This window comes from Hymenobacter telluris, assembly GCF_017313265.1.
GTDB lineage: Bacteria > Bacteroidota > Bacteroidia > Cytophagales > Hymenobacteraceae > Hymenobacter > Hymenobacter telluris.
Genome location: NZ_JAFLQZ010000013.1, coordinates 21,461 through 45,808 on the forward strand (window position 1 = coordinate 21,461; position 24,348 = coordinate 45,808).

At 57.8% G+C, this 24,348-nt stretch carries 22 protein-coding genes; 14 read left to right on the forward strand and 8 right to left on the reverse strand.

Annotated features, from left to right (window positions below):
* The first annotated feature begins 184 nt into the window (after positions 1-184).
* A complete protein-coding gene (locus J0X19_RS17120; RefSeq protein WP_206985649.1) occupies positions 185-640 on the forward strand; it encodes an SRPBCC family protein in 456 nt (151 codons plus the stop codon).
* Positions 641-736: 96 nt separating this feature from the next.
* Complete coding sequence (locus J0X19_RS17125; RefSeq protein WP_206985650.1) at positions 737-1,282, forward strand: hypothetical protein; 546 nt, start codon at positions 737-739, stop codon at positions 1,280-1,282.
* 90 nt (positions 1,283-1,372) lie between these two features.
* On the opposite strand, the gene J0X19_RS17130 is transcribed toward J0X19_RS17125, so the two are convergent.
* Complete coding sequence (locus tag J0X19_RS17130; RefSeq protein WP_206985651.1) at positions 1,373-1,834, reverse strand: GNAT family N-acetyltransferase; 462 nt, start codon at positions 1,832-1,834, stop codon at positions 1,373-1,375.
* Between the two features lie 180 nt (positions 1,835-2,014).
* On the opposite strand from J0X19_RS17130, the gene J0X19_RS17135 reads away from it, so the two are divergent.
* Positions 2,015-3,205 carry a class I SAM-dependent rRNA methyltransferase gene (locus tag J0X19_RS17135; RefSeq protein WP_206985652.1) on the forward strand — a complete coding sequence of 397 codons (1,191 nt, stop codon included), beginning with the start codon at positions 2,015-2,017 and terminating at the stop codon, positions 3,203-3,205.
* Between the two features lie 19 nt (positions 3,206-3,224).
* Here the strand turns inward: J0X19_RS17135 and J0X19_RS17140 are convergent, their stop codons facing one another.
* The gene (locus tag J0X19_RS17140; RefSeq protein WP_206985653.1) at positions 3,225-4,115 is read right to left on the reverse strand and encodes a prohibitin family protein; all 891 of its coding nucleotides are present in this window, start codon (positions 4,113-4,115) and stop codon (positions 3,225-3,227) included.
* Positions 4,097-4,363 carry a hypothetical protein gene (locus tag J0X19_RS17145; protein ID WP_206985654.1) on the reverse strand — a complete coding sequence of 89 codons (267 nt, stop codon included), beginning with the start codon at positions 4,361-4,363 and terminating at the stop codon, positions 4,097-4,099. The genes J0X19_RS17140 and J0X19_RS17145 overlap by 19 nt, the downstream gene beginning before the upstream one ends.
* 222 nt (positions 4,364-4,585) lie before the next feature.
* Here J0X19_RS17145 and J0X19_RS17150 point away from each other — a divergent pair, with 222 nt between their 5' ends.
* The 5 genes from J0X19_RS17150 (at position 4,586) to J0X19_RS17170 (ending at position 8,908) form a co-directional block, all read left to right on the forward strand.
* Positions 4,586-5,035 carry a hypothetical protein gene (locus J0X19_RS17150; protein ID WP_206985655.1) on the forward strand — a complete coding sequence of 150 codons (450 nt, stop codon included), beginning with the start codon at positions 4,586-4,588 and terminating at the stop codon, positions 5,033-5,035.
* Positions 5,036-5,104: 69 nt separating this feature from the next.
* The gene (gene crtD, locus J0X19_RS17155; protein WP_206985656.1) at positions 5,105-6,562 is read left to right on the forward strand and encodes a 1-hydroxycarotenoid 3,4-desaturase CrtD; all 1,458 of its coding nucleotides are present in this window, start codon (positions 5,105-5,107) and stop codon (positions 6,560-6,562) included.
* 102 nt (positions 6,563-6,664) lie between these two features.
* Positions 6,665-7,348 carry a carotenoid biosynthesis protein gene (locus J0X19_RS17160; RefSeq protein WP_206985657.1) on the forward strand — a complete coding sequence of 228 codons (684 nt, stop codon included), beginning with the start codon at positions 6,665-6,667 and terminating at the stop codon, positions 7,346-7,348.
* Between the two features lie 85 nt (positions 7,349-7,433).
* Positions 7,434-8,045 (forward strand): TetR/AcrR family transcriptional regulator, encoded by a 612-nt coding sequence (locus tag J0X19_RS17165; RefSeq protein WP_206985658.1) that lies wholly within the window; start codon positions 7,434-7,436, stop codon positions 8,043-8,045.
* A gap of 278 nt (positions 8,046-8,323) precedes the next feature.
* A complete protein-coding gene (locus tag J0X19_RS17170) occupies positions 8,324-8,908 on the forward strand; it encodes an arylesterase (RefSeq protein WP_206985659.1) in 585 nt (194 codons plus the stop codon).
* Positions 8,909-9,085: 177 nt separating this feature from the next.
* Here the strand turns inward: J0X19_RS17170 and glgP are convergent, their stop codons facing one another.
* On the reverse strand, positions 9,086-10,738 hold the full coding sequence (gene glgP / locus J0X19_RS17175) for an alpha-glucan family phosphorylase (RefSeq protein ID WP_206985660.1): 1,653 nt from the start codon (positions 10,736-10,738) through the stop codon (positions 9,086-9,088).
* A gap of 378 nt (positions 10,739-11,116) precedes the next feature.
* Here glgP and J0X19_RS17180 point away from each other — a divergent pair, with 378 nt between their 5' ends.
* The 5 genes from J0X19_RS17180 (at position 11,117) to J0X19_RS17200 (ending at position 18,535) form a co-directional block, all read left to right on the forward strand.
* Positions 11,117-12,556: a hydrolase gene (locus J0X19_RS17180; protein WP_206985661.1), complete on the forward strand. Its 1,440-nt coding sequence runs from the start codon at positions 11,117-11,119 to the stop codon at positions 12,554-12,556.
* A 227-nt stretch (positions 12,557-12,783) separates the two neighbouring features.
* On the forward strand, positions 12,784-14,679 hold the full coding sequence (locus J0X19_RS17185; protein ID WP_206985662.1) for a glycoside hydrolase family 13 protein: 1,896 nt from the start codon (positions 12,784-12,786) through the stop codon (positions 14,677-14,679).
* Between the two features lie 49 nt (positions 14,680-14,728).
* Positions 14,729-15,163 (forward strand): GxxExxY protein, encoded by a 435-nt coding sequence (locus J0X19_RS17190; protein WP_206985663.1) that lies wholly within the window; start codon positions 14,729-14,731, stop codon positions 15,161-15,163.
* 17 nt (positions 15,164-15,180) lie between these two features.
* Positions 15,181-16,995: an alpha-amylase family glycosyl hydrolase gene (locus J0X19_RS17195; protein WP_206985664.1), complete on the forward strand. Its 1,815-nt coding sequence runs from the start codon at positions 15,181-15,183 to the stop codon at positions 16,993-16,995.
* Positions 16,996-17,119: 124 nt separating this feature from the next.
* Positions 17,120-18,535: an MFS transporter gene (locus tag J0X19_RS17200; RefSeq protein ID WP_206985665.1), complete on the forward strand. Its 1,416-nt coding sequence runs from the start codon at positions 17,120-17,122 to the stop codon at positions 18,533-18,535.
* Positions 18,536-18,607: 72 nt separating this feature from the next.
* Here the strand turns inward: J0X19_RS17200 and J0X19_RS17205 are convergent, their stop codons facing one another.
* Positions 18,608-19,015 carry a hypothetical protein gene (locus J0X19_RS17205; RefSeq protein WP_206985666.1) on the reverse strand — a complete coding sequence of 136 codons (408 nt, stop codon included), beginning with the start codon at positions 19,013-19,015 and terminating at the stop codon, positions 18,608-18,610.
* Positions 19,016-19,299: 284 nt separating this feature from the next.
* On the opposite strand from J0X19_RS17205, the gene J0X19_RS17210 reads away from it, so the two are divergent.
* A complete protein-coding gene (locus J0X19_RS17210) occupies positions 19,300-22,332 on the forward strand; it encodes a M16 family metallopeptidase (RefSeq protein ID WP_206985667.1) in 3,033 nt (1,010 codons plus the stop codon).
* Between the two features lie 333 nt (positions 22,333-22,665).
* Here the strand turns inward: J0X19_RS17210 and J0X19_RS17215 are convergent, their stop codons facing one another.
* The 3 genes from J0X19_RS17215 to J0X19_RS17225 are packed head-to-tail and all read right to left on the reverse strand — an operon-like array spanning position 22,666 to position 24,233.
* The gene (locus J0X19_RS17215) at positions 22,666-23,028 is read right to left on the reverse strand and encodes a hypothetical protein (RefSeq protein ID WP_206985668.1); all 363 of its coding nucleotides are present in this window, start codon (positions 23,026-23,028) and stop codon (positions 22,666-22,668) included.
* Positions 23,029-23,061: 33 nt separating this feature from the next.
* The gene (locus J0X19_RS17220) at positions 23,062-23,490 is read right to left on the reverse strand and encodes a hypothetical protein (RefSeq protein WP_206985669.1); all 429 of its coding nucleotides are present in this window, start codon (positions 23,488-23,490) and stop codon (positions 23,062-23,064) included.
* Positions 23,491-23,546: 56 nt separating this feature from the next.
* Positions 23,547-24,233, reverse strand: a complete 687-nt coding sequence (locus J0X19_RS17225) for a carboxypeptidase-like regulatory domain-containing protein (RefSeq protein WP_206985670.1) — start codon at positions 24,231-24,233, stop codon at positions 23,547-23,549.
* Positions 24,234-24,348 lie beyond the last annotated feature (115 nt).

The following is a 24,348-nucleotide window of genomic DNA, read 5'->3' on the forward strand; positions in this document are numbered from 1 at the left end:
CCATCGTGAGGTCATCATGCAGTAGACCCACAGGAACCAAAGCATATTACAAAAATTTATACGAAAATTAAAAATATAGTATTCATAATCTACAGCTGGAATACTTGCGTTGTTGCGCTGCTAAATAGGGCCTGAATGGTTGAGCAGAACCGAACAAACCTTATCAGCAAATGGTAGTAGAAGTATGCACCTCTACCTCCGTACGCACGTAGCCGCTTCGCCCGCCCAAGTATCCGCCGGCTTCACGCGGGAGCTATTTCTGGCCCTGGCACCACCGTTTCCACCGTTTCAGCTGCTGCGGTTTGATGGCTGCCAGCGCGGCGACGAGGTGCACATTCAGATGGGAGTGGGGCCGCTAAGCACCCGCTGGAACTCGCTTATCACCGACCATGGCATTACCGCCGACGGCACATATTACTTTGTGGATGAGGGCCAGCTACTGCCCGCACCGCTGCGCTACTGGCAGCACCGCCACCTGATGCAGCCTGCGCCTGATGGAGGCTGTTACATTGTGGAAGACATTGAATACCGCACCGCATCCACCGTGTTGGACCGGCTGTTGTGGCCCGTTATGTGGGCGCAGTTTGTGTGGCGGCGGCCTATTTACCAACGCTGGTTTGGTACGGCGGCAGCGCAATAACTGGTTAGGACGAAGCTGTTGGGCAGCGCGAAGCCAGTGACTCTCGTATATGCCCGCAACAAGCCTGTATCTTGCCGCCTCTCCCTGGTTCTGCCCATGCGTATTTCGCCTGCTCCTGTCCGCCTGCTGCGGCATCTCACCCGCCTTTCGCTTGCTGCAATGGTCCTGCTGCTGGCCGCTAGTTGCCATAGCACCCAGGTAGCCTACCAGTTTCGGCCGGCAACCTCGCCCGCCGCGGCCACTATGGCTTCTACCGATTCGGTGCAGGTAGTGGCCCCGGTAGTGGCAACAGCGGCTACTCCGGCAGTACTAGCAGCGGTTCCTGCTAAGGCGGCTCGACCAGCGCTGCGGCCAGCCCGCCAGATGCGGCAGTTGCGCCGCGTGGTGGCACAGGCCTTGGCGCAGCAGCGCGTAAAACCCACTACCCATTATGGCGCCGCTCAAAGCATTCGGCACGTAGCCCGTCGTCCTCATCAAACGGCGGAAGTTGGGTTAGGAACTACTGTATTTGGCGTGCTGGGCCTGATTGTACTGCCTATTTCCCTGCTTGGCTTGTTGATTTGGGGCGGACCAGTCTGGGCGATACTGGCCGGCCTGGCGGCGCTGGCTATCCTCATTGCTTATCTCGACCCATTCGGTTAAGCAATACGCTGGCTTGTGTGGCTACGAAGCGTGTGGTTGGCAAACGACTGCAATGCATTGCAGCTTAACCCCGTACTTAGCAGACACTTGCTACAGGTCAAGCATCATTTTCACGTCGGTACGCTGGTAGGGGCTGGCGGGGACTGGCACGTGCCGAAAGCCCAACTTGTGATACAGTGCCAGCGCCGGCTCCAAGCGAGAATTCGACAGCAGCTCTAGCTGATGGGCGCCAAGTTGCCGGGCTTTGCTGATGGCAGCCTGCCCCAGCGCAAAGCCGATACCCAGCCCCTGCGCTTTCGGCGACACGGCCATTTTAGCCAGCTCGAACACTCCGTGGCCTTCGGGCAGCAGGGCACAAGTGCCAACTAGTTGGCCCTGATATTCGGCCATGAGAATAGCGCCGCCGGGCTCCAGAATGTACCGCTCTGGCTCATCAAGCATTTGATAATCGGGCGCTTCCATCACAAAATACTGCGTTATCCACTCTTCATTGAGCGCGCGAAAGACCGGTTGATGGGCCGGCGTATAGTCGAGGATGCGGGTAACGGACATGGGGCAATTAGTAAGCTCGTACTGATTGTAAGCCAAGCACAGCAACCGTGCGGCTGGCAATGCAAAGGAAACACACCCGCCGGTACCGTGCGGTTGAACAAGGAAAACCGGAAGTGGAAGCCTGCCAAATGGCTATGCCGTACCTTTGCGCTTTCTTGTTTCGTTTGAATTTTCGCTGCTATGAGTTCCGCCACCATCACGCTTAAACCCGGTAAAGACCAGTCCCTTCGTCGTCGTCACCCGTGGGTGTTTTCGGGGGCCATTGCCCGGATGCAGGGCGAAGTGGTAGAGGGGGAAGTGGTGATGGTGCAGGCCGCCAACGGCGAGGTGCTGGGCATGGGCCACTACGCTCCCGGTTCCATTGCCGTGCGCATGCTCGATTTTGGCCCCGTCGTACAGCTACCAGACGCTAGCTTCTGGGAAAGCCGCCTGCGCAACGCCTACCAGCTCCGGCAGGGCCTGGGCCTGACCGGCACGGGCAGCACCAATGTGTACCGTCTCACGCACGCCGAAGGCGACGGTTTGCCCGGCCTCATTATCGACGTGTACGGCGACGTGGCCGTGGTGCAGGCCCACAGTGCCGGCATGTACAAAGCCCGCCCACTAATTGCCGCCGCCTTGCAAGCCGTAGTTCCCGGTTTGCGCGCCATCTATGATAAAAGCGCCGAAACGGTACCTGCCAAAGCTGCGCCGGGCGCTCAAAACGGCTACCTGTTCGGGGAAAGCAGTGGCCAGGAGCACATTGTGCAGGAAAACGGCCACCCGTTTGCCGTGGATTGGGAAACGGGCCAGAAAACCGGCTTCTTCATCGACCAGCGCGACAACCGCAGCCTGCTGGCCCGGTACGCGCCCGGCCGCCGGGTGCTCAACACGTTCTGCTACACCGGCGGCTTCAGCTCCTACGCTCTGCAAGCCGGCGCCGAGCTGGTGCATTCCGTTGATTCCAGCAAGAAGGCCATTGAGCTAACCGAGCGCAACGCCGCCCTCACCGGCCTGGAAAGCAAGCACGCCGCCTACGCCGAAGACGTGTTCAGCTTCTTCAAGTCCAGCCAGGAGCAGTACGACCTGATTGTGCTCGACCCACCGGCGTTTGCCAAACACCTCTCGGCCCGCCACAATGCTCTGATGGGCTACAAGCGCCTGAACGCCGCCGGCATCAAGCAGATTGCGCCGGGCGGGTTGCTGTTCACGTTCAGCTGCTCCCAGGTAGTATCGGCCGAGCTATTTGAAGGCGCAGTGCTGGCGGCAGCCATTGAAGCCGGCCGGCCGGCCCGCATCCTGCACCGCCTCACCCAGCCCGCCGACCACCCCGTCAGCCTGTTCCACCCCGAAGGCGAGTACCTGAAAGGCCTAGTGCTGGCGGTGGAGTAACGCCAAGCCCGAGTTTGGCTTACTTCCCGGCACCCGGCGCGGGCATCTGCATCAGGAACTGGCTGCCGCCGGCACCCGAGGTATAGGTGGGCACGTTGCTGCCGCCTTTCTCCCAGGCCTCAATCCAGCGCATCTGCACCAGCAGCGGCGTGAGCGACTGTTGTTGTTTTTCGTTGGCGTAGGCCTGGGCATCAGCGGCAATGCGGATGGCCTTGGCCCGGCCCTCGGCTTCGGCAATGTTGATGCGGGCCTGGGCTTCGGCCTGCCGGATGCGGTTTTCGGTTTGCAGGCCGGTTTGCACGGCGGTATTCTTGGCGTCGATGGCGGCTTTGAGGCTGGCCGGCGGCTCCAGCTTGGTGGTAATCTGCTGCACCACGAAGCCCATGGCTTGCAGCTGGGTTACGAGGTTGGCTTTCACCCGCGCCTCGTAGCTGCCACGGTTGCTGATGAGGCTGTCGGCGGTGTAGCGGTTGGTGGCCACGCGGTAGGCTTCGTATACGGCGGTTTTCAGGAAGCCGTCTTCAATGGCGGCCAGCGGGCGGCGGTACTGCCGGAAGATGTCGTCGACCTTGTCGGACTGCACGTAGTAGTTGAGGCTGGGGGCTACCCCGAAGCTGGAACCATCCCGACTCTGCACCTCAAACTCCTCGTACTCTTTGTGTTGGGTATACACCGGAAACTCATACACGGCCGTACTCAGGGGGCTATAGAACACCCAGCCGGTGGCGTACGTAATGTCATCAACACCGCGGCCCGCACCGGCCAGGTTCACCTTGATACCTACGTTGCCAGCATCAATGCGCTCCACCTTAATGAGGCTGCACCCGGCCACCAGCGCCAGTAGCAGCAAGCCAACGAAGATGATGGGTTTCAGCCAACTACGATCCGGATTTAGTTGATATTGGGCCATTTAGAGTTGGAAGAGGAAGGAGAGGAAGTGGAATGCAGGAAGTAAGCGGTAAGAGCCCGGCCGGCCTGATACAACGACAAGGCCACGCCCGCTGCCAAGGCCAGAAAGCCCAGAATACCGCAGCTCAGCCACCAATTGGAGGAGCGGCTCAACCAGTCGAGGCAGGCGGGCACGGCATACGGCAGCCCTACAGCGTAGAACAGCAGCCAGAAAACGAGGCGCAGGTAGAAGGTGCGTTGAGTGGCCATAAGCAAGTAGTCAAATCTACTATATCTAAACGGCAGCATGTACATCGGAGAACATCAGTTACTGCTACGTCCTCATGAATCGTGAAAACGTGCCGGGCATTACAGGCAAACCCCTATTTATGCTGAAAATTTACGGTAGCCTCATCATTGGCTGTTGGTGTGGCCAAAAGCAGGGCGTAGCTTCGTTTTCTCGTCTACTTCAGCGGTATCTACCTCCTAACCATGCAGAACCACTCACTGACACCATGGAACTTTGTAAACGATGAACAACAGCTGTACTCGCCAGACGCGTCACAGTCACTTAAATATGAAAGCTTGCAGGAAATGAATCAGGGCGGTCCTCTACACGGTTCCTGCTTTTGGGTTACTTCTGGCAATAAGCAGTACAGGTTACCGGGCACCTATGGCGGCCCCCCCGTTTGGGATGCAAAAAGTCGTTGTGTGGCGCTACCTCTCTGGCAGACAGCTTTAATTAGTAGCACTGGCCAACGCATTGCCCTATTGAATACGCGCTTACGCAAGCTGGTAGTATTTCAGCAGAAATTTCGCGTTCTGCATCTGCAAGCCCTTGAAGGATGGGTTGTTACTGGCCTCGACAGTCCCATCTATACCCCAAGTCCACTGTTTTTTAATTTTGAAACGGCAGCCATAAAGCACGTTTTCGAGTTATAGCTACCGGCATACCTTTTTGCTTGATCTGTGGCGCGCAATCAACCTTACGTTTCTCCTGCTTCTCAACCCGTGGCCGTTGTAGGAGCCGGTATTGGCGGTATTGCCACGGCCGTGCGGCTGGCCGTACGTGGGCACCGCGTCACGGTATTTGAGGCGCAGGAAAGCTTCGGGGGCAAGATGCACCAGCTAGAGTTGCCGGGCGGCTACCGGTTCGATGGGGGCCCGTCGTTGTTTACGCTGCCGCACCTCGTGGACGAGTTGTTCGAGCTGGCTGGCCGCAACCCCCACGACTACTTCCGCTACCAGCGCCTCGACCCCATTACGCAATACTTCTTCGCTGATGGTACCCGCCTCACCGCCTGGGCCGACGAGGCAAAGTTTGCCGCCGAAGTGGAAGCCAAGCTGCGCGTACCGGCCGCCGATGTGCTGGCCTTTCTACAACGCAGTGGCCGCGCCTACTCCGCCACCGCCGATACGTTCCTGCAAAAGTCGCTGCACAAAGCCCGCACTTACCTCAGTGCCGACGTGCTGAAAGCCGTGGCCGCCACGCCGCAGCTGGGCTTGCTGGAAACCATGCACCAGCGCCACCAAGCCGCCTTCCCCGATGATGAGCGCCTAGTACAACTCTTCGACCGGTTTGCCACCTACAACGGCTCCGACCCCTATCAGGCCCCGGCCACGCTCAGCATGATTCCGCACCTGGAGCACGGCCTGGGCGCTTTTTACCCCGAAGGCGGCATTTATGCCATTGCGCAAAGCCTGGTACGGCTGGCCGAAGAGCTGGGCGTAGAGTTTCGCTACCAGGAGCCGGTACTGGAAATCCTGACGGCAGCGGGCCAGGTAACCGGCGTACGAACGGCGCAGGATGTGTACGACTTCGGGCTGGTAGTCAGCAACATGGACGTGGTGCCCACCTACCGCAAGCTACTGCCCAGCCAGCCCGCGCCGGAACGTACGCTCAGCCAGCCCCGCTCGTCGTCGGCCCTAATTTTCTATTGGGGGGTGGCTCACCGGTTTTCGGAGTTGGGCGTGCACAACATCTTCTTCTCCCAGGACTACAAGCAGGAGTTCGAGGCCATTTTCCAGCAGAAAACCATCAGCCCCGACCCCACGGTGTACGTCAACATCACCAGCGGCCACACGCCCACCGATGCCCCCGCTGGCCACGAAAACTGGTTTGTAATGGTGAACGTGCCCCACGACCAAGGCCAGGACTGGCCGGCCCTCATCAACCAAACCCGCGCCGCCGTGCTGGCGCGCGTAAGCAAGGCACTGGGGCAGGATGTGGCGCCGCTCATCCGGGCCGAGCACGTGTGGGACCCGCCGGGCATTGCCGCGCGCACCTCGTCGTTTGGGGGCGCGCTGTACGGCAGCTCCAGCAACAACATGCTGGCGGCTTTTCTGCGGCACCCAAATTTTTCGCGGAAGCTGGAAGGACTGTACTTTTGCGGTGGTTCGGTGCATCCCGGCGGCGGTATTCCGCTTTGCCTGCTCTCCGCCCGCATCGTGTCCGGTTTAATCAATTAAAAATCTAGAATTAAAAATTAAAAGAGTGAGACCTACATCACAATGGCTTAAGCCCCGCATACGGTCTTTTCATTCTTAATTTTTAATTTTTAATTCCTCTCCATGCCCGATCCAACTCAACAATATTCGGCTCCGGCAACGGAGCAGGCAGCTGCACAAAAAAAGCGGCTGCGCATTGCGCAGGGCATTCTGCTGCTGTTTCATGTGACGGGTTTCGTGGGCTTAGGCTTTGCCGAAGACCCCAGTTTCTATCTGCAATTCGTGCCGCTGAATCTGTTGCTCACGGTTGGGCTGTTGCTGTCTTTTCAGAAGGAACGGACGCCTAGCTTTGTGTGGTTTTGCCTGGTCACAATGGCAGTAGGATTCTTCGTAGAGGTAATCGGGGTCAGAACTGGGTTATTGTTCGGATTCTACAAATACGGACCCACGCTGGGCGTACAGTGGCTGGGCGTACCTCTGATGATTGGGGTGAATTGGCTGATGCTAACGTACACTACCGGCGTCTTAGCGCAGTACCTGCCAATTCCCAATTTCGGACGAGCGTTGGTTGCCGCGCTGCTCATGGTCGGGCTCGATGCGTGCTTGGAACCGATGGCGGTACGCTATGATTTTTGGCAATGGCGCTTCGATGTTATTCCTTTTCAGAACTTTAAGGGTTGGTTTATAGTGTCGCTGATTCTGCAAGTGTTCTTTAACCGCTCCGATTTTGTGAAGCGCAACGACCTAGCGCCGTTCGTGTACATGCTCCAACTTATTTTCTTTTTTGGACTTGGACTTCTCCGCTAAAAAATAATGCTATTCCGGAATACTATTTGCTAGGGATATTAGCGTTGTATGCACGATCTTTTCTTTACCAAACTGCCCTATTCTTATGGAGCAAGTCTTACTCCATCAACTACTTGATAAAGCCAATTTACTGTTCCGTTCCGTTGGGATTGGGATAGTGCACGAAGAGCAGCTAGCCGCAGCTCTCGACCTAAGCAATTATGAGTTCCGTAATCAGTTCGGTTCCAAGCAAGAGTTGGTAGTGCAGGTAATTCGCCGCAACCTAACCCGGCAAAAACACGAGCATGCCGAGCTGTTTGCCAACCTGGGCACTCCTATTGAGTGCTTGCTGGCCTTGCTACACCATAGCCTGCACGAGCTACGCCGCTCTCCGCACTACGATTACCACGTGATGCGCGAGCAGTATGCGCAGGCCTGGAATGCCATGCAGGAGTACCTAGAACAGTACTCGTATCCGCTGCTCACGCGCCTGTTGCAGGAAGGTATCATTGAGGGGCAGCTTCGGGCCGACCTCAATGCGCCGTTCATTGCCCGTATCATACTGGCCCAGTTCAGCCTTATTCTCAACGAAGAAATGTTTCCGCCTGATTACACCAACCAGGCCGACGTGTACCGCAACATCTTCTTCTACTACGTGCGCGGCCTCTGCACCGAGGAAGGTGCCCGGATAGCAACCAGCCACTTCGCCCGCATGTAAGCAACTGGCTATCTGACAGTTCAAATAACAACTACGGGCCTGGCTTCCTTGCGAAGTCAGGCCCGTAGTTGTTGCTGTGAACAGATAAAAACAGGAACCAGCTATGCTTTCTGGCCGTTTGCTTCAGTAAGTAATGCCTGACTGTTTGTAGTGTGCAGGTGTTTCCTATGCCGGCTTTGCACCGCTTCACTTCCAGTAATTCGGGCTTATAATCGTCTTACTGAGGAAGTTCTTTGGCCGTTGCTCCCACGCTGGCTTTTCCACCGTTTTCCTCTGTAATGCAGAACATTCTCTTTTTTGGTGACAGCCTCACGGCCGGCTACCAGTTGCCCGCTAGTGCGGCGTTTCCCTCGTTGCTTCAGCAGCGCATCGACGCGCTTAACCTACCCTACAAGACCTTCAACTACGGCGTGAGTGGCGAAACCAGTGCCGGCGGCCGGCTCCGGCTAGCCAGCGTGCTGAACCGCCAACCCGTGGACGTATTTGTGCTGGCCCTAGGCGCCAACGACGGTCTGCGCGGCATACCGGTCCGGGAAACCACCCAGAACTTGCAAGACATTATCAACCAAGTGAAACTGAAACACCCGGCGGCCCGCCTGGTGCTGGTGGGTTTGGAGTTTCCGTTTGACTTAGGCCCATTAGGCGGGCACCAGATGGCCCGCTACGCCCAGGACTTCAAGGCCCTATTCCGCGACCTGGCCGACCGCAACAGCGTGCCTTTCGTACCCTTCCTGCTGCAAGGTGTACTGGGCCAGCGCCACCTCAACCTCCCCGACGGCGTGCACCCCAACGCCGCCGGCCAAAAGCTGCTAGCCGATAACGTGTGGGCGGTGCTGGAAGGCGTACTCGCGGTTAAAAGCTAAAAAGAGCGAGTTCCCCTCCTTTTTCAAGGAGGGGTGCCCGAAGGGTGGGGTGGTTAACTAGAACTAGAAAACTAGAGCTAGTTGTCGTTCAATTAAACAACGACTTTACCACCCCGGCCTGCGGCCACCCCTCCTTAAAAAAAGGAGGGGAACTCGCTCATTTTAGCTTTTAACTGCCTATTTGGCGTTGTAGAGGTTCTGGTAGTACTCGGTGGCCATGCGGTGCGACTCGAACTCGGGCTCGACTTCGCGCATGGCGGCTTTCACCACTTCCAGGTACTTGTCCGGCTGGTCGTAGTACAGCGGCACGATTTCGTTTTCAAGCACATCGAGCAGGCTGGTAGCCTCGATGTCGTCTTTCACGTTGTCGGGCTGGTAGGGGTCGGTGTGCGGGATGATGAAGCTGTTCTCGCCGGGCCGGGCAAACTCGGGCACCCAACCATCGGCGATGCTCAGGCTGACGGAGCCGTTCATGGCGGCTGTCATGCCGCTGGTACCGGAAGCTTCGCGCGGGTAGCGGGGCGTGTTCAACCAAATATCGGAGCCGCGCTTCATGTAGCCCGACAACGACAGCTCGTAGCCCGTTAGTACGGCGCAGTTGCTAAGCGGCTTCACCTTCCGGATGATGTCGTTGAAGAGGCCGATGGCACCGTAGTCTTTCGGGTAGGGCTTGCCGGCCCAGATAACCTGCACGGGCCGCTCGGAGTTGTTGATGATGCTCAGGAACCGCTCGAAGTGGCGTAGAATCAGGTCGGCGCGCTTGTAGCCGGCGAAACGGCGGGCCCACACCACGGTTAGCACCTCGGGGTCGAGGAGGGTACCCGTCTGATCAGCCACGATGTCGAAGAGTTGCTTCTTCAGCTTACGCTTGCGCGCCAGCAGTGCCTTGTCGTCGTTGGCTTCGAGGGCAGCGTGCAACTGCTGGTCGCGCCAGTAAGTGCCGTTTTGGGCGTTGGTAATGGCAATAATGGGGCAGATGCCTTTGTTGCTACCCCACATTTCGTTGGCCACGGTGCCGTGCACCTTGCTCACGCCGTTGGAGAGGCGCGCGAAGCGCAAGGCCGTGAGTGTGTAGTTCATTCGGTCGTTTTCCACACCGGCCACTCGCGTAATTTCCTCGGCCGGCACCTTCCCGAAGAACGACATCTTGGCAAGCAGGTCCATGGGGTGCTCCTCGTTGCCGGCCAGCTCAGGCGTATGGGTGGTGAATACCAGGCGCTTGCGTACTTCTTCCAGCTGACGGCCGTGCTTTTCGTAGAGGTAAAACGCCAGTGGCAGGCCGTGGCCTTCGTTGAGGTGATACACATCTACGGGCACGTTCAGCAAATCGAGCAGCTTGCCGCCACCCACGCCCAGCAGGATGCTTTGCGCCACGCGGGCCGCCGTGTCGGCGTCGTAGAGGTGGTGCGAGATGGTGCGCGAAATGAAGTCGTTTTCGGGAATGTCGGTGGTCAGGAAGAACATCGGGGCCGTGCCGAACGTGTTGGGGGCCAGGTACAGGGCCTTCACGTACACGTTGGCATCGTGGATGGTGATGGGGAAAACCAGGCCGGTGTCTTCGAGGAAGGAATAGGTTTTCTGGGTGAATTCGGCGCGCATGGTCTGGTCCTCGTTGCGGCCCTGGTCGTAGTAGCCGAAGCTCCACAGGATGCCGATGCCCAGCAGGTTTTGCTTCAGCTCGTAGGCCGAGCGCATGTGCGAGCCGGCCAGGAAGCCGAGGCCGCCGGAGTAGGTTTTAAGCGCCTGATCCAGCGCAAATTCCATGGAGAAGTAAGCCGCCTGCGTCGTGAATTCGGCGGCGGGAGTGTAGGGTTTGAACTCGAAAGCCATAGAAAGGATAAGTCAGAGAAAAAGGCAGCCCAATCAGGCTACCTACCGCCCGGCATACGGCCTGCCAGGCAATACGTTCGGGGCAAGTGCCGGCCAAGGTGCCAACATTTCGGGGCAAAACCAAAGTATGGCTCTGCTTGAATGCTTCCCCCATTACAAGCCAGAAGCATCTGTCCTTCCGACGCCAGAGGAATCCGGGTGAAGTCGTGCAACCGTTTCCCTCAGATTCCTCCGGCGTTGGAAGGACACCCTACAGACAGCCGCACCCCAGCGCCATAAGTTGACATAACCGTAACTTACCCGTTGCGGTAACCGCCTGACCGGCTGGTTATTTTTGCATTTCTGTTCTTTTCCAACCCAACCACAACCAACCTTTCTATGAAATTCAACTTCGTTTTCGCCGGTGCCCTGCTGGCATTGTCGGCGGCCTGCACCAAGCTGGAGCCTACGCCCAGTGCCACTCCGGCGGCCACTAGCAGCACAGCCGATGTAAGTGCCACCGGCTTTCCCGAAACCTTCGAAACGGGTACCAAAACCGCCTACACCACCGGCTCCGTCACGCTCGGTTCCGGCTCCTGGACCCTTAACGACGCCCTGCTCGGCAACACCACCGCCGACGCTAAAACTGGCAGTCAGTCGGTGCGGGTGCGTAACGTGGGCTCGGTAGGCATGAACTTCAATACCACAGCCGGCGCGGGTGTGGTTACGGTGGGGCACGCCGTATACGGCACCGACGGCAGCTCGCAGTGGGAGCTGTGGGTTAGCCAGAACAGCGGCAGCTCCTACGCGAAAGTGGGCAGCACCATCACCAGCAGCAGCGCCACCCTGAGCACGGCCTCGTTCACAGTGAATTTGAGTGGCACCGTGCGCCTGCAAATCCGCAAAACCAGCGGCGGCACCAACCGCATCAACCTTGATAACGTGACGGTGGAGCAGTACGGCGGCGGTACCACGCCGCCCCCCACCACTGGCGCCAAGAAGTTTCTCTTTGATGGTTCGCACGGAGAGCTGGCCGGCAACGCCGACTGGGTGCTCGACGTGAACAGTGGCGTGGCCTCGCGCTACCCCACGCCGGCGCAAAGCGGCATCACCAGCAGCACTCCGGAAACCTACTGGACCGGCGCTATTTCGGCCTGGGGCGTGGCGCTGGCCAAGCAGGGCCACACGGTGGAGCAGTTGCCGGCCGGCTCAACTATCAGCTACGGCAACACCAGCAACCCGCAGGACTTGAGCTACTACAACGTGTTTGTGGTCGATGAGCCGAACATCATCTTCACGGCGGCCGAGAAAACGGCCATCCTGCAATTCGTGCAGAACGGCGGCGGCCTATTCATGATTTCCGACCACGACATTTCCGACCGTAACAACGACGGCTACGACTCGCCCGACATCTGGAACGACTTGATGCAGAATAACTCGGTGAAAGCCAACCCCTTCGGCTTCTCGGTGAACCTCGACAACATTGTGGAGAACAGCAGCAACGTGCGCACCGGCAGCAACCCCATCCTGAATGGTTCGCAGGGCGCGGTGTCGCAGCTTTCCTTCCACAATGGCGCCACCATGACCCTCAACCCCACCGCCAACAGCACGGTGCAGGGCCTAATCTGGCGCACCTCGGCCACCGCACAGGGCAATAATTTGGCTATGGCCGCCAGCAGCACGTTCGGCTCGGGCCGGGTGGTGATTATCGGTGACTCTTCGCCTGCCGACGACGGTACCGGCTCGCCCGGCAACACCGTGTACGACGGCTGGGGCGAAAACGTAAGCCACCCCCGCCTGCACCTCAACGCCTCGCTCTGGCTAGCCAAGCTGCAATAGGTTTTTAGTGCCTCGTGCTTGGTGCCTAGTGCTTAGGTTCCGTTTGGTTTTCTGGAAGCCTCGCCCTGCGGCGGGGCTTCTTGCGTTTGCACGAATTGCGGATGCCAGCACACTGCGAACCTCTGCGTTTTTCCTCTGCGGACCTCTGCGAGAAACCACGTTTGAGCCGCTAATGGACTATTGAATTGTTACCTTAGCTGCCCCCATTCTAATATTCCCACATTTCCATGAAGCTTTCCCGTTTCCTGCTGCCAGCCCTGGCAACTTGCCTACTGACTGTTCCTACTGTGCAGGTTCACGCGCATCCGTCCGCGGCCACGGCGGCGCCCGCCAAAAAGCCCGCTGGCATCCAGCGCATCGACCCAACGTTTTGGTGGGTGGGCATGAAAAACCCCAAGCTCCAGCTGCTGGTGCACAACCCCGGTATTGCCGACAGCAAGCTGACGATGGCCGCTTACCCCGGCGTAACGCTGGAGGGCACCCAGAAGCTGGAAAGCCCGAACTACCTGCTGGTCAACCTGAACATTGCGCCCGATGCCAAGCCAGGCAAGCTGAAACTGGAATTCGTGGGTGGCAAGAACAAGCTGAAGTACGATTACGAACTGCGCGCCCGAAACACCGACAAAAGCCGGGTACAGGGCATCAACAGTTCCGACTTCATCTACTTTCTGATGCCGGACCGTTTCGCCAACGGTGACCCGAAAAACGACATCATCAAAACTGCCCGCGCCCGCACCGTGGCCCGCGACTCGATGTACGCCCGCCACGGCGGCGACTACAAAGGCATCGAGCAGCATTTCGATTACCTCAAGAGCCTGGGCGTCACGGCCATCTGGCCCACGCCGGTAACCGAAAACGACATGCCCAAAGCGAGCTACCACGGCTACGCCGTAACCGACTACTACAACTCCGACACGCGCTACGGCACCACCGAGGAGTACGCCCAGTTTGTGCAGAAGGCCCACCAGAATGGCCTCAAAGTAATTCACGACGTGGTGCTCAACCACATGGGCAGCTACAACTACCTGTTCATAGACCAACCGGCCAAAGACTGGTTCAACCAGTGGCCCGCCTTCACGCGCAGCAACTACAACTCCCTGGCCCTCAACGACCCCTACGGCTCCGCCCGGGACCGGGACCTGTACAACAAAGGCTGGTTCGACACCACCATGCCCGACGTCAACCAGAGCAACCCGCTGGTATCTACCTACCTGATTCAGAACTTCTTGTGGTGGGTGGAATATACTGGCCTCGACGGCTACCGCATCGACACCTACCCGTATTCCGACCCCAAGTTCCTGATGGACTGGGGCAAAGCGCTACTCGATGAGTACCCGCAGCTGGGCATGTTCGGGGAAGCCTGGGTGGGCAGCACGGCCCAGCAGGCCTTCTTCGCCCGCAACATTCTGCCGCCCGTGGATGGGTTCAAGAGCAACCTGCCCGGCGTGCTCGATTTTCAGTCGCAGAACGCTGCCTGGGACGCGCTAAAGGAAAAGGGCAACGTGTACAAGTTCTACGAAGCCCTGCAAGGCGACTGGCTGTACGAAGACGCTAGCCGCAACGTGGTGTTCCTGGACAACCACGACATGAGCCGGGTGTACTCGGTGATTGGGGAGAGTTTGCCGCGCCTGAAAATGGGCTTTGCCTGGCTGCTGACCACCCGCGGCATTCCGCAGCTCTACTACGGCACCGAAATTCTGATGAAGAACTTCTCCAACCCCGACGGCTTGGTGCGCTCCGACTTCCCCGGCGGCTTCTCGGGCGACAAGCAGAACAAGTTTACGGCCGCCGGCCGCACGCCGCAGGAGCAGGAAGCCTTTGCCTACGTGAGCAAGCTGGGCACGTACCGCAAGTCCCACCCAGTGCTGCAAACCGGTAAGCTGATGCAGTTTATCCCGCAGGATGGCATCTACACCTACTTCCGCTACAACGAGCAGGGCGAAACCGTCATGGTGATGCTCAACTCCAACCAGGAAGAGAAAACCGTGGACGGTTCGCGCTTCTCGGAGCGGCTTAACGGGTTTACTTCCGGTACCGAGGTAGTGTCGGGAGCAGCCGTTACCGATTTGAAATCGTTCAAGGTGCCGGGTTGGTCGGCGCTGGTGGTGGAGCTTAGGAAATAACTATGGTTCTTACGTTTTTAGCCCGCAGAAGACGCTGAGGTTTACGCAGATGACGCAGAAGCACGAGAACGATATATCCTATTTGATCCGGCAAGCGGCTTATGAGATTCATATGACGTTAGGGCCAGGGCTTCTGGAATCGGTGTATGAAACGCTGATGTGTCACGAACTGCGGAAGCGTGGGCTTGCTGTACAGACGCAGGTAGCATTGCCAGTGGTATACGACGGGCTCCGGTTGGAAAATAGCTTCCGTATGGACTTAGTAGTGGAAAACAAAGTAGTGGTTGAGTTGAAGTCGGTGGAAGTGCTGCTTGAAGTTCATCATATGCAGCTACTTACCTACCTGAAGCTTTCCGGTTACAAGCTTGGTTTACTAATTAATTTCAACGTGCCGCTCATTAAAGCCGGTATCTTCCGCAAAGTCAACGGCCTGCCAGAACAATCTGCGTCCTCTGCGCAATCTTCCGCGTCCTCTGCGGGCTAAAAAATACCCGCCCCCGTATGAAGAAACTTCTTTTTCCAGCTCTACTCGCGCTACTCGCCTTCACTGCCGTGCCTGAACCAATCATCCTAGCGGACCCCAATACCACCGACGAGGTGCCTCAGGACAACAAGCTGGTTATCTACCAGTTGATGACGCGCCTGTTTGGCAACAAGACCACCGTCAACAAGCCCTACGGCACCGTGCAGGAAAACGGCACGGGCAAGTTCAACGACATCACCGACAAGGCCCTCCAGGAAATCAAGAAGCTGGGGGCCAGCCACGTATGGTTTACCGGCGTGATTGAGCACGCCACCATGACCGACTTCAGCAAGCAGGGCGGCCCCGGCCCCGACGATGCTGACGTGATAAAAGGCCGCGCTGGCTCGCCCTACGCCATCAAGGACTACTACGACGTGGCCCCCGACCTGGCCGTGAACGTGAAAACCCGCATGCAGGAGTACGAAGCCCTCATCAAGCGCACCCACGCCAATGGCCTGAAGGTGCTCATGGACTTCATTCCGAACCACGTAGCGCGCAGCTATACCTCGGATGCCAAGCCCGGCGGTGTGGTGGATTTGGGGGCTACCGACGACAAAGCCAAGGCCTTCGCGCCCAACAACAACTTCTATTACCTGCCCGGCCAGAGCCTGGTAGTGCCCAAGGCCGGCAACCCGCTGGGCGCAATGATGGGCCCCAAGGAAGACGGCAAATACACCGAAACACCCGCCAAAGCCACCGGCAACGACGTGTTTTCGGCCGCGCCCAGCGTGAACGACTGGTACGAAACCGTGAAGCTCAACTACGGCGTAGACTACCAGCAGAACCGCCAGACCCACTTCGAGCCCATACCCGACACGTGGAAGAAGATGCGCGACATTCTGGTGTTCTGGGCCAAGAAAGACGTGGACGGCTTCCGCTGCGACATGGTGGAAATGGTGCCCGTGGAGTTCTGGGCCTGGGTGATTCCGGAGGTGAAAAAGGTGAAGCCCAACATCATTTTCCTGGCCGAAGCCTACAACCCCAAGGAGTACCGCACCTACCTGGAAAAAGGCCATTTCGATTTCCTCTACGACAAAGTGGGCCTCTACGACGCCCTGCGCCGCCTGATGACCGGTGGCGGCAACACCGAGGAAATAACTAAAGTGTGGAAGGAGGAAAGCCGCGGCTTTGGCTCCAAGATGCTACGCTTCCTGGAAAACCACGATGAGCAACGCATTGCCTCCAAGGACTTTGCCACTGATCCGCGCACGGCCATTCCGGCCATGGTCGTTACGGCCACGCTGGGCTCGGGGCCGGTGATGGTGTACTCGGGGCAGGAGGTGGGCGAACCGGCACGGGGCGCGGAGGGCTTTTCCAGCGAAGACGGCCGCACCACCATTTTCGACTATTGGGGCGTGCCGGAGCACCAGAAATGGATGAACGGCGGCAAGTTCGACGGGGGCAAGCTCTCGGAAAGCCAGAAGCAGCTGCGCGACTTTTACAGCCGCCTGCTCAACCTGACCCGTTCCAGCGAAGCCATCCGCAAAGGCAAGTTCTACGAGCTACAAGACGCCAACAACCTCGGCAAAGACTACGACCAGCAGCGCGTGTACAGCTACCTGCGCTACACCGACCAGCAGCGCCTGCTGGTAGTAGTCAACTTCAGCCGCGACAAAACCAGCAAGCCCACCATCACCATCCCGGCTGAGGTGCGCAAGCAAATGGGCCTCGAACCCGACCGGTTCTGCACCTACACCGACCTGCTCAACAACACGCCCCCCACCGAGTACCTCACGCTCACACTCCCCCCGCTGAGCGCCTACATCTTCGAAATCAAGCCTAAAGGCCAGTAGTGCGTAGTGCTCGGTGCCTAGTGCTTAGGCAGTTCTATATAAATAAGATAATAGAACAACCTAAGCACTAGGCACCAAGCACTACGCACTAATTCCCCGTTCTTCCACCAAAATTCCCACACCAATGGCAATCAGCGCCGCGGCAACGTCCGCCGACACCCGCCACAAACCCCGCCTGAGCTTCTGGCAAATCTGGAACATGAGCTTCGGCTTTTTGGGCATTCAGTTCGGATTTGCACTACAGAACAGCAACATGAGTCGCATTTTCGAGACCATGGGTGCCAAAACCGACGAAATAGCCTTCCTGTGGCTGGCCGCGCCCATTACGGGCCTGCTGGTGCAGCCTATTATCGGCTACTTATCAGACCGAACCTGGCACCCCCGGTTTGGGCGGCGGCGGCCCTTTTTCCTGATAGGCGCTATTCTGGCTTCGCTGTCGTTGATTGTTATGCCCAACGTGACGGCCTTATGGATGGCAGCCGGCATGCTGTGGATTATGGATTCGAGCATCAACATTTCCATGGAGCCGTTTCGGGCGCTGGTGGGCGACTTGCTGCCTTCTGAGCAGCGGACCACGGGGTTCGGGGCGCAGACCTTTTTTATTGGGGTAGGGGCAATTGTAGGCTCGTCGTTGCCGTGGATGTTTGCCAACTGGTTTGGGGTTTCAAACACCCCTGAGCCCGGCCATATTTCGCTCTCGTTGAAATATGCTTTCTACGTGGGCGGGCTGGTATTCTTCCTGGCGGTGCTCTGGACGGTGCTGCGAACCAAAGAATACCCGCCGGAAAATATGGTGGAGTTTGAAGCCGAAAAACAACGTACGGCCGGGTTTGCCAATGGTCTGCGCGAGTCGTTTGAAGGCATTTTTCACATGCCCAAAACCATGCGCCAGCTGGCAGTGGTGCAGTTCTTCTCGTGGTTTGCGCTGTTCTCGATGTGGATTTACACCACCCAGGCCGTAACCAGCCACATCTTCCACACCACCGATACATCGTCGGCGCTCTACAACAAGGGCGGTGATTGGGTGGGCGTGTGTTTTTCGGTGTACAACGGGCTGTCGGCGGTGGTGGCGCTGTTGCTGCCCATCGTGGCCCGCTCCACCAGCCGCCGTTTCACGCATATGCTGTGCTTGGTGCTGGGTGGGCTGGGCCTGATTTCCATCTACTTCATTCAGGATTACCACTATATTCTGCTCTCGATGGTGGGCGTGGGTATTGCGTGGGCCAGCATTCTGTCGGTGCCGTACGCTATGCTGGCTGGGGCGCTGCCTGCCAATAAGATGGGATACTACATGGGGGTTTTCAACTTCTTCATTGTTATTCCGCAGGGTGTAGCCGGCCTGGTATTAGGGCCGCTTACCAAGCACTTTTTCAACGACCAGCCCATCTTTACCCTGGTATTGGGAGGCTGCTCCATGATTCTGTCGGGTTTGCTCACCTTGCGCGTAGATGACGCCGACGACGTGCGGCTGCCCGCCGAGCCAACTGCCCTGGACGGCCCCGCCTACGACACGCCCGTGCAACTCGACCCGCGGGTGTAGCATTGGTGTTCATGGCTATTGCAAAAAGCCCCGGCTACGCAGTGGCAGCCGGGGCTTTTTGCGGAGCTGGTTTTACTTGCTTTGCAGCCAGGTTTGGGCGGCCTGCTCTTCAGTGAATACGCGGATAGCCACGGTATTCACCGAATCGGTAGCCATTTCCTCGGCTAAGCGCTGGTTAAGCAACTCGGCGTGATACGGCAGTACCAAATAGGCTAAGCTGGGGCGCACCCCCGGCAAAGCCGCCGTCAGCTGCTCCCGAAACGAGGTGATAATCCACCGAAAATCAACCGGGTCGGCCAGACCCCGGCTGCGCAGATCAATCAGCCAGCGGCCCACCTTTTCGCGGCGGGCCATTTCCAGAGCCGCCTGGTAGCCCTCCCGGTGTTCCGCTGAAGTAGCGGGCCGAGTCCAACGCAGAAATACCTGACCCAAATCGGGGCGGTGGGAAAGCAACAGATAGTCGAGGTTGGTAACGAGCATGGCAACAGCAAAAGCAAGTAAAGATAAGTGCCAATTCTTTTAGTTAAGCTATTCACGATGCATGTGTTTATCGTGAAGATCCTAAAAAGCACAACCTGGGAATCGTTTTGTTTGGCAGAGTGCAATGGCAAGTGAAGAGTTGCATCCGGCCAGTACTAAAAAGCACGAAAACAATAGCCTATTCGTACTGCTTGCGCCAGAGTGTGCGTCCCTTGCGCACTTGCCAGCGTCTATTAGGTACTTATCTTCACCACGTTTTCCATTCTTTACTCCGTACCTTTTTTATGACGTTGAAATCTATTTGGCTGCTAGGCTTGGGGCTTGCGCTGGCAACCCCCACGGTAGCTCAGCAGAAACCGGCCGCTAAGCCCGCACTGGCTACCACGGCTGGCGGCACCCGCCTCGTGGAAAAAGTAACCCGCAAAGGCTCGGAGCTAGTAATTCCGTACGAGAAGTACGTGCTGCCCAACGGCCTTACGCTTCTCATCCACGAAGACCATTCCGACCCGCTGACCCACGTTGACGTGACCTACCACGTAGGCTCGGCGCGGGAGCAAATCGGCAAGTCGGGCTTTGCGCACTTCTTCGAGCACATGATGTTCCAGGGCTCCGACCACGTTGGCGACGAGCAGCACTTCAAGATTGTGAGTTCAGCGGGTGGTACGCTTAACGGCACCACCAACCGTGACCGGACCAACTACTTCGAGACGGTGCCCAACAACCAGCTGGAAACTGCGCTGTGGCTGGAAGCCGACCGGATGGGCTTCTTGCTGGACGCCGTAACGCAGCAGAAGTTTGAGGTGCAGCGCTCCACCGTGAAAAACGAGCGGGGCCAGAACTACGACAACCGCCCCTACGGCCTGGCTTCCGAAAACGTAGCCAAAACGCTGTACCCCTACGGCCACCCGTATTCGTGGCTGACCATCGGTTACCTCGAAGACCTCGACCGGTCGGATGTGAATGACCTGAAGAACTTCTTTTTGCGCTGGTACGGCCCCAACAACGCCACCCTCACCGTGGGCGGCGACGTGAAGCCGGCCGAAGTGGTGAAGCTGGTAGAGAAGTACTTCGGCCCCATCAACCGCGGGCCGGCCGTGCAGAATATGAAGCTGCCCGCCCCCGTGCTGACCGCCGACCGATACGTAAGCTACGAAGACAATGTGCGCTTCCCGATGCTGCAAATGGTGTTCCCCACCGTGCCGCAGTACCACCCCGACGAGGTAGCCGTGGATGCCTTGGCTGAAATAATTGGCGGGGGCAAAACGTCGTTGCTCTACAAAAACCTGATCAAAACCCAGAAAGCGGTGCAGGCGCAGGCTTACCATCCGACCTCCGAACTGGCTGGCGAACTGACCATTACCAGCTTGAGCTTGCCCGGCAAAGGCCTCGACAGCATGGAAGTGCTGGTGCGCCGCACGCTGGCCGAGTTTGAAAAGCGTGGCGTTACCGACGACGACGTGGCCCGCTTCAAAGCCAGCCGCGAAGCCGACCTCATCAACGGCCTGAGCAGCGTGAGCGGCAAAGTAAGCCAGTTGGCCTCGTTCCAGACCTTCACTGGCAACCCTAACCGGCTGCCGGAAGAACTGCGCCGCGTCCGTTCGCTCACCAAGGCTGATGTGCAGCGCGTATACAACCAGTACGTGAAAGGCAAGCCCGCCGTCATCCTGAGCGTAGTGCCCAAGAACAGCGGTAAGCTGGTAGCCAAAGCCAGCAACTTCACGGCCAGCAAAGCCAACTACAAAGCGCCGAAAGACGAGTACGCTGGGCTGAAATACGTGAAAGCCACCGACAGTTTCGACCGGAGCAAGCAACCGAAAAGCGGTGCCAACCCCGTGGTGCAAGTGCCACCCGTGTGGCGCGAAGACTTCGAGAACGGCCTGCGCGTGATGGGTAGCCGCAACACCGAAATTCCAACCGTAACCATGCTGCTGACCATGCGCGGCGGCCACCGGCTAGAGCAGGCTACACCAAACAAAGCGGGCATTGCTTCCCTCACGGCGGCCATGCTCAACGAAGGCACTCAGAAGTACACCGGCGAGCAGTTTTCGGCGGCCCTCGACCGGCTGGGCAGCACCATCCGGGTGTACGGCGGCGAAGACAACACCACGCTGGTAGTAAGCAGCCTCACCAAAAACCTGCCGGCTACGCTGGCCCTGGCCGAGGAAATGCTGCTGCACCCCCGCTTCGACCAAGCTGATTTCGACCGGCTGAAAAAGCAAACCCTGGAAGGTATTGCCAACCAGAACACGCAGCCGGTAACCATTGCCAACAAAGCCTACGCCCGCCTGCTTTACAGCCCCGGCGACATTATGGGCGTGCCTTCCTCGGGCACCACGGCCACCGTATCGGCCCTGACGCTCGACGACGTGAAGCAATTCTATCAGCAGAGCTACGCGCCCAACGTAAGCTACCTCACGCTGGTAGGCGACGTAGACCAGAAGGACGTGCTGCCGCGCCTGGCGTTCCTGAAAAGCTGGCCCCGCAAAAACGTGGCGCTGCCCGCCGGCGAAACCGCGCAGCAGCCCGACAAAACGCGCATCTACTTCATCAATAAGGATGGCGCGGCACAGTCGGAAATCCGGGTGGGCTACCTCACCAGCCTGCCGTATGACGCTACTGGTGACTATTACCGCGCCTACTTGGCCAACTACATTTTAGGTGGTGCCTTCAACTCGCGCATCAACCTGAACCTGCGCGAAGACAAAGGCTACACGTACGGTGCCCGTTCCGGCTTTCAGAGCACCCGCTACGTGGGTCCTTACACGGCCCAGGCCGGTGTGCGCGCCGATGCTACCGCGGCGTCGGTGAAGGAGTTCATGAACGAAATTAAGAACTACCGCAACGGCGCTACCGATGAGGAGCTGCAATTCCTGCAAGCCTCAGTAGGCCAGCAGGATGCTCTCCGCTACGAAACCGCGCAGCAGAAGGCCGCCTTCCTGGGCCGCCTGTTGGAATACGACCTGCCCAACGACTATGTGCGGCAGCAAAGCGACATTCTGAAAGCCCTGAAGCGCGAAGACCTGCAAGCCAGCGCCCAGAAATACCTGCCCGTCGACAATATGTATGTGGTAGTGGTAGGTGACCGGGCCAAGTCGTTCCCCGGCCTCGGTGAGCTAGGCTACGAAGTGGTAGAGCTCGACTTGGATGGCAACCGGGTATCAGGCCCCGCCGTGGCCACCCCGGCACCCACTGCCACAACCGCTCCGGAAGCATCTACCGCCGAGAAGATGAAGATGGTAACCAAGGATGGTAAAGGCAAAAAGGAGAAGCGCAAGCAGAAAACGTCGGAAGACGGTACCAAAGGCAAGGGCAAGTAATTGCCGCCCGCTAACCATAAAAAAGCCCAGCTCGTTTTCGAGCTGGGCTTTTTTGGTAGCTTCCTACTCAGCTTCGCCACCTACTTTTCTACGCGGCAAACTGTATATCAGACTATTGACTATTGCATGAGTGGTGTAGAGGCGCGGCACTACGCGCCTTGGCGTTGCTGACGCTATTTATAATAGTGCGGTTCCGGTCGTTCAAGGCCGAGACGCGCAGTGCCGCGCCTCTGCACCGTTTAGTAGTTGCCAACCAATATTTTGCGCCCGATGCCCATAAAAAAACCCGCTGGCAATACCAGCGGGCTTTCCTGAATAGGGAGAGATAATTGATTAATTCAGAACAGCAGTTTGAGCTTTCAAAATCTGACGAGCCACGGCCAGATTGGTATCGCGCGAGTTCACAGCCAGATAGATGAATTTGTCACCTTTAGGCGACAATTTGATAACGTGCAGCTGGTCGGTCAGGGTGAGCAGAATGTCCTGTACGGTCTGGTTCAGTTTCAGGGCCTGTACGGCTTTCAGCTTCTGCTTCACCACTTCGGTGTTGTAAGCAGCGGCAGTTTCGATATCGAACTCGGCGATGTTGGAGTGCGACGCCAGGGGCATACCCGTCTCGGTTTCTACAACGGCAACGGCCAACAGGGTGGGCAGTTCGGCCAGGATGTCTTTTACGGCTTGTTTAGCAGAGGTCATGATGTAAAAAGTAAAATGTTTTAAAGGATTTTATTACAGTTGTGCGGTGTGACGACGGAGTATTTCGGTGGCCATCCCAAGATTAGTATCAGCGAATCGGACTGCCAGAAAGCAGTACCACGAACTATTGGGTAACGGCCGTATGATGTGAAGCTGGTCTTCTAGCAGCAGGGTCATTTCTGTTAGAGGGCCTCCTGGAAGTTGTTGAGTAGCGAGGGCAGCATCCGTAGCGCGAAGCAGCTTAGCGTACCGCAGATTGATCTGGTTGGGGTTGAGAGTAGCGGCGGTGGTATAGGAAGCCACCACCCGGCCCGACGGTGCCTCTACCAAGCAAGCCAAGAGCAGTTCCGGCAGTTCGGCGAGTAACCCTTCCATCACGGTCCGGGCCACCCGGCCAGCCTCATCGGATGCCCCGACTGTGACTTTGCGGATGCTGGGCCTATTGAGAAATGGAAATTGCATGCGGAAAAAACTTCAGAAAAACTGGGTACGCTGGTTTGCTGTTCGCTAGTAGCTTATTAGAAAATCCACCAGCGCTTTTTAGCTGCCTTTTCGCGGGGCAGCAGCGTTACGTTCTGGGTGCCACGGCCTTTTAGCTGCACTTCCTCTTCCTGGTAGCCAGCGTAGCCGTATTGCAACAGCGGCGACTGACCCACGCGCACTGGCAGGGAGTAGTTACCGGCAGCATCGGTGCTCACGCCCCGGCCACTGGTTTTGTCGATAACCGTAGCACCAATCAGGGGCTGGCCATTCTCGTTGAGGATGCGGCCCCGTACCGTGGTCATGCGCATAGCCGAAGCCTCAGTGCTGGCGGCGGAAGCAAAAAGCTCAGCGGGCATCTCTGTAGTAGGCACAACGTCAGTTGGCGTGCTGTTATTCGGCAGGTTGGTGCCAGCAAATACGGCGCCACCCAGCAGGGCGCTACCAGCTACCAGCGAAGTAGCACGACGACGAAAACGCTGTGGCTCAGTCCGAATCAGCTCGAATTGGCGCTCCACCCAGCCCATTGGCTTTACAGTGTGGCCCAATTGCTTCATCTCGTAATAGCGGCGCAGGGTAGCGTCACCATGTTTAGAGTTGGCTTTCAGGTAGGCGTCTACGGCCGCCGTGTTTTTGCTTGTAAGGTCTCCCCGCAAATAGGCATCCCGATACGTAGCGAGCAGTTCGCCGGTGGCAGGATGAAAAGGGTGTGCACTTAGTTTCATAAATAGAGCAGTAAGTCGGTGTGTTACTCAGAGTGTGATGCAAATTTATAGAGCATAAACTTGCCTATTTGCACTTAACCTATAGATTTATACTCTGCCCATATCACCTTCTCTT